3 protein-coding genes are annotated in these 5,758 nt (G+C 70.3%); 1 reads left to right on the forward strand and 2 read right to left on the reverse strand.

Translation table 11 applies throughout. The annotated features are described in order from the left end of the window. Positions 1 to 31 precede the first annotated feature (31 nt). Both Q7F20_RS17600 and aroA read right to left on the reverse strand, forming a co-directional pair. Complete coding sequence (locus tag Q7F20_RS17600; RefSeq protein WP_305741359.1) at positions 32 to 1,207, reverse strand: acyl-CoA dehydrogenase family protein; 1,176 nt, start codon at positions 1,205 to 1,207, stop codon at positions 32 to 34. Further along, positions 1,204 to 4,365 carry a 3-phosphoshikimate 1-carboxyvinyltransferase gene (gene aroA / locus Q7F20_RS17605; protein ID WP_305741360.1) on the reverse strand — a complete coding sequence of 1,054 codons (3,162 nt, stop codon included), beginning with the start codon at positions 4,363 to 4,365 and terminating at the stop codon, positions 1,204 to 1,206. Before aroA ends, Q7F20_RS17600 begins: the two co-directional genes overlap by 4 nt. Before the next feature lie 118 nt (positions 4,366 to 4,483). On the opposite strand from aroA, the gene Q7F20_RS17610 reads away from it, so the two are divergent. Further along, positions 4,484 to 5,623 carry a glutamate--cysteine ligase gene (locus Q7F20_RS17610; RefSeq protein ID WP_305741361.1) on the forward strand — a complete coding sequence of 380 codons (1,140 nt, stop codon included), beginning with the start codon at positions 4,484 to 4,486 and terminating at the stop codon, positions 5,621 to 5,623. The last annotated feature ends 135 nt before the right edge of the window (positions 5,624 to 5,758 follow it).

Consider the following 5,758-nt stretch of genomic DNA (forward strand, 5'->3'; position numbering starts at 1 on the left):
CCGCGCCTCCCGGCCGTCGTGTGGTTGCGGGTCAGAACCCGGCCTGGCCGGTCACGACGGCGCGGCCGACGACCAGCTTCTGGATCTCGTTGGTGCCCTCTTCGAAGCGCTGCGCACGGGCGTCGCGGTAGACGCGCTCGATGGCGTTGCGCTTCCAGTAGCCCTGACCGCCGTGCACCTGCAGTGCCTTGTCGGTGACCCGGGCGAGCATGTCGACGGCGACCATCTTCGAGGCGCTGGACAGCGTGCCGGCGTCCGGGCGGTCCTCTTCGTAGGCGCGCGCCGCTTCGAGCACGAGGGCACGGGCCGCGGCGATGTCGGCGTAGTTCTCGGCGATGTAGAACTGGATCGCCTGCCGGCTGGAGAGCTTCTTGCCGAACGTCTCGCGCTTGTTCGCGTACTCGACGGCCAGCTCGTTCGCGCGCTCGGCGAGGCCGACGGCGCTCATCGCGACGGACACGCGGCTCGGCAGCAGGAAGCCGCCGAGGGCGACCTCGAGGCCCTGCCCCTCCTCGCCGAGGCGGGCGGAGGCCGGGATCGGCGTCTCGGTGAAGCGCAGGATCGCGTGGTCCGTGCCGCGGATACCCATGGTGTCGGAGTCGTCGATCACCTCGGCGCCGGGCAGGCCGGAGTTCGGCATGAGGAACGCCACGGTGCCGTCCTGGCCGGTGGTGCCCTCGAGGCGCGCGGCGATGAGCCAGTAGTCGGCCTTGACGCCGAACGTGATGAGGTGCTTCTCGCCGTTCATCACGTAGGTGTCACCCTCGCGGCGGACCGTGGTGCGGATGTCCGCCCCGGTGCCGGCGGTGGCCTCGGTCAGCGTGAACGCGACGAGCTTGTCACCGGCGACGCTCGGCTTCACGACCTCGTCGAGCTGCTCCGGAGTGGCGTACGGCTGCATGGCGCGCCAGGTGCCGTTGATGACGTGCACGAGCATGCGGATCGAGGCGTGCGACCGCGACACGATCTCCATGATCTCGAGGTAGCGCGAGAACGGGATGCCCCGTCCGCCGAGCTCGGCCGGGGCGGCGAGGCTGAGCCAGCCGCGCTCCTTGAGCTCCTGGAACAGCTCGGGCGAGACCTGTCCGGTGCGCTCGATCTCCTCCGCCCACTCCTCGCCACGGCCGCGCACCCACTCGGTGACCTCGGCCTTGAGCTGCTGGAAGGTCGTCTCGTCCAGCGTCTGTTCGGTGGCGGTGATCGTCATCGTGTCTCGTTCTCCTTCGTCGCGACGAGCGCGGCTGCCTGCTCGCGCAGGACGTTCTTCTGGACCTTGCCGACCGCGTTGCGCGGGAGCTCGGCGATGTGCTCGAGCCGCTCCGGCCAGTAGTACTTGCTCACGCCGGCCTTGTCGAGCGCGCGCTGCATCCCGGCGAAGTCGAGCTGCTCGGCACCGGCCGCCGGCACGACGAACGCGCAGGCGCGCTCCCCGAGTCGGGGATCCGGCATCGCGACGATCGCGACGTCGGTGACGAGCGGGTGCTGGTAGAGCAGGTTCTCGATCTCGACCACCGGGATCTTCTCACCGCCACGGTTGATGACGTCCTTGACGCGGCCGGTGATCGACAGGAAGCCCTTCGCGTCGACCTTCGCCAGGTCGCCGGTCCGGTACCAGCCGTCCTCGGTGAAGACGTCGTCGGTGAGGTCCTGCCGGTCGAGGTACCCGTCGAACATCGTCGGCGAGTGCAGCTCGAAGTTGCCCTCGGTGTCCGCCGGCAGCTCGTTCCCCTCGTCGTCGACGATGCGGATCCGGATGCCGGGCAGGGCGCGACCGTCGTGGCCGTAGGCGTCCGCCGGGTCGTCGGTCGGGCTCGACAGGGCGCCCAGGCAGGTCTCGCTCGTGCCGAACGCGCCGAGGATGGCGGTGCCGAGCACCGTCGCGGCCCGCTGGGCGAGGGCGCGGGGCACCGCGGCACCGGTCGGCACGAAGATGCGGAGCGACTCGGGCTGCGCGGCACCGGCTTCCACCAGGTCCACCAGGTCGGTCAGGAACGGGGTCGCGCACTGGACGAACGTGGCCTTCGCGGCGCCGAACGCCTGTTCGAGGGCGACGGTGCCGTCCCACACGGGCTGGATCACCTGCGGCGCGCCGAGCCGGAACGCCAGGAGCATGCCGTAGAGGAAGCCGGTCTGGTGCGCGAGCGGCGACGGGATGTAGATCCGGTCCTCGCTCGTCAGACCGGACTGCGCCACGTGCATCGCGGTCGCCAGGCCGAGCGTGCGGTGCGGGTGCTGCACGCCCTTCGGCTCGCCGGTCGTACCGGACGTGAAGAGCAGCTGGCACACGTCGTCCGGACCGGGCGAGTGGGAGAGGATCTGGTCGACGTCCACCTGCACGGAGTCGAGCGCGGTGTCGAAGTAGCGCCAGTTCCACTCGCTCGCGGCCACACGGTCGGCGGCGTCGGCGGGCAGCGGCGGCTGGTTCGTCGGGCTGTCCGCCTGCCCGCGGGCCTCGGAGCGGAGCACGACCACGTGCTCGACCGACAGTCGGCGCTTCTGGGCCTTCGCCTCGTCGATCACGTCGAGCAGCTCGAGCGCCGGGCGACGCTTCCGGAAGACGTTCGGCAGGAAGACCACGCGCGCGCGGGACCGAGCGAGCGTCATGGTCGTCTCGCGGGGACCGAACACCGGCATGATCGGCGTCGCCACGGCACCGATCTGGATCGCACCGAGGGTGATCGAGACGAACTCGCGCCAGTTCGGCAGCTGCATCGCCACGGACTCGCCCGTGCGGACGCCGAGCTCGAGGAGCAGGGCGGAGACCTTGTCGGCCTCGTCCTGCAGCTCGCGCCACGTCGTGTTCACCGGCTCGGGACCGCCGACCTCGATCACGGCGAGGCCGTCCGGGTCCTCCTGCGAGAGCGCCCGGACCTTCTCGCTGAGGACGAGCGGGTCGGCGTCGACGCCGGCGAGTTCGGGGAGCACGCTCGTCACGGTCTCCTGCTCCTCGCCGAGGTCGGTGCGCTCGGCGGCGGTGTCGACGACGTCGATGCGGTCGTCGCGCGCGATCTGCGCCGAGGCCCCGTCGCCGACCTCCATGTCGAGTCCGACCGAGTTCATCGCCTCGAGGAAGGTCGGGTACGAGATGCGGTAGGCGCGCGGGTAGGTGAGCGCCGAGACACCGTCGGCCTTCGACGCCGCGACGGCCAGCGACATGAGCACGCGGTGGTCGTTGAACGAGGACAAGGGCGAGCCGTGCAGGTCACCCGGACGCACACCCGTGACGCGCAGCTCGTCGGCGCCCTGCTCGGCGCGACCACCCAACCGGTTGAGCTGGAGCATCGCCGCGACGCGGTCGGACTCCTTCAACCGGATGTGCGCGACGTTCCAGAGCCGGGTCGTGCCCTCGGCGAAGGTCGCCATCGTGGACAGGATCGGCAACAGGTCCGGGATCGGCTGGCAGTCGATGTCGAGGGGGCGGAGCGGGGAGCCGTCGTGCTCGATGCGCACGAAGCCGGTCTCCTCGTCGATCCGCATCGGGACACCCATCGCCGTGGCGAGGTCGAGGAACTCGCTCTCCGGGTGGTCGGTCTCGGCGGTGGTGAACGCCGTCATGCCGCGGAGCAGCACGTTCGACTCGCGGATGCCGGCGGCGGCGATGCCGAACGCGGCCGAGCCGATGTCCGGCGGGATCACGTAGTCGTGCGGGGTCGCCTGCTGGTTCGCGGGGATCCGGTACTCGAGCCAGTCGTCGGAGACCTCGACCGTGAGGCCGAACTGGCGCATCATGCGCACGGTCAGCTCGACGTACGGCTGCTCGTTGAGCCGGCCGCCGGTGATGTGGATGCGCGTCTCCTCCTCCGCGAAGGGCGCGACGAGGAGCAGCCCGGAGATCCACTGCGACAGCGTTCCGGCGATCTGGACGTCGCCGCCACGGGGACGCTTCGGCTGCACGGTGACCGGCGGGCAGTCGTTCGTGGCCTCGAGCTCGATGCCCATCTGCGTCAGCGAGGTGAGGAGCGCCTTGATCGGACGGCGCTGGAAGTACTTCATGCCGGAGAGCGTCATCGGCTTGTCCGCGAGGGACGCGAGCCCGGTCATGAAGTAGAGCGTGGTGCCGGAGGAGCCCATGTTGAGGAGCCCGTCGGCACCGCGCGAGCCGTGGTCGACGACGTCGGTGGCCTCGTACCGGCCGCCGAGACCGGTCACGTGGTACTCGTTCCCGCGACGCTTCACGTCGACACCGAGGGCACGGAGCGTGCCGACGGTCCACTCGACCTGTCGGGTCGCGCTGATGCCGGAGACGATGCTCGTCCCCTTCGCCAGCGACGCGAGCACCAGCGCGCGGTGCGCGTGGTACTTCGAGACCGGGATGTCGAGTTCTCCGACGAGCGGTGCGTTCGTCCCGCGCACGACCAGCTGCATGCCTACCTCTTCCCTGTTGAGCGTTACTACGGTACGCCCGGTGTGCATCCTCTGTGAATCGGATCCGCACGACCGGGGGTGCGGTTCCTTGTGCGTGTCCGACAAGGAGCCGGGCAGGATGTACAGCATGGAGATCCGTTTCACCGAGTCCCGCCCGTCGACCATCGGCGTCGAGTGGGAGCTCCCCCTGGTCGACCGGGACACCGGCGACCTGACCCCGCGTGCCCCCGCCGTGATCCAGGCGGTGCAGCAGCGGCTCGGTGACCACGACCGCGTGACCGAGGAGCTCCTGACGAACACCGTCGAGGTCGTCACCGGCGTCCACTCGCGGGTGAGCGGCGCCACGAGCGAGCTGTCCGGCATCATCGGCGAGGTCGTCGACGCCGCCGAGCCGCTCGACGCGCAGGTCATGTGCGCGGGTACCCACCCCTTCGCCGTGTGGGACCAGCAGGAGATCACTCCGGACAGCGAGCACTACACGACCCTCATCGACCGCACCCGGTGGTGGGGCCGTCAGATGCTCATCTGGGGCGTGCATGTCCACGTCGGCATCGACGACCGCGACAAGGCGCTACCGATCCTCGGCGCGATGCTCGCCTACGTGCCGCACCTGCAGGCCTTCACGGCGTCGAGCCCGTTCTGGGCCGGAACCGACACCGGGTACGCCTCGAACCGTGCCCTGATGTTCCAGCAGCTGCCGACAGGTGGTCTGCCGCCCGCCCTCGGCGCCTGGGCGAACTTCGAGGAGGTCGTCGACGACCTCACCCGCACGGGCGTCATCGAGGGCGTCAAGGACCTCCGCTGGGACATCCGCCCCTCGCCCGGGTGGGGCACCCTCGAGAACCGCGTCTCGGACGGCATCTCGACCCTGCACGAGGTCGGGGCGGTGACCGCGCTGGTCCAGTGCCTCGTCACCGAGATGTCCGACCGCCTCGACGCCGGCGGGACCCTGCCGACCATGCAGCCCTGGTTCGTGCGCGAGAACAAGTGGCGCGCGGCCCGGTACGGCATGGAGGCGGAGATCATCACGAACGCGGCCGGCGACGAGCGGCTGGTCACGGACGAGGTGCACGACCTCGTGCAGCGGCTCGACCCGGTGGCGGAGCGTCTCGGGTGCCAGCAGGAGCTGCACCACCTCGACACGATGATCGCCGACGGCGCGTCGTACCAGCGGCAGTTGCAGGTCGCGCAGGAGAACGGCGGGGACCTCCGCGCCGTCGTCCGCCACCTCGTGACGGAGCTGCGCGACTCGCTCTAGCCTCGGGCCGTTCCGCGTACCTGGTCGATCCGGGCGTACCAGGTCACTTCTTCCGACCAGGTACGCCCGATCCAGCTTTCCATCGCGCCCGTTCTGGGAAGGAGCGTCGCGACGCGCGTCCAGACGGACGGGAGG

Origin of the sequence: Curtobacterium sp. A7_M15 (genome assembly GCF_030705415.1) — a bacterium.
Taxonomy (GTDB): Bacteria; Actinomycetota; Actinomycetes; order Actinomycetales; family Microbacteriaceae; genus Curtobacterium.

Bases quoted from the DNA above. Each gene is read 5' to 3' on its own strand.
- aroA (WP_305741360.1), bottom strand. From the start codon at position 4,365: ATGCAGCTGGTCGTGCGCGGGACGAACGCACCGCTCGTCGGAGAACTC.
- Q7F20_RS17610 (WP_305741361.1), top strand. From the start codon at position 4,484: ATGTACAGCATGGAGATCCGTTTCACCGAGTCCCGCCCGTCGACCATC.
- Q7F20_RS17600 (WP_305741359.1), bottom strand. From the start codon at position 1,207: ATGACGATCACCGCCACCGAACAGACGCTGGACGAGACGACCTTCCAG.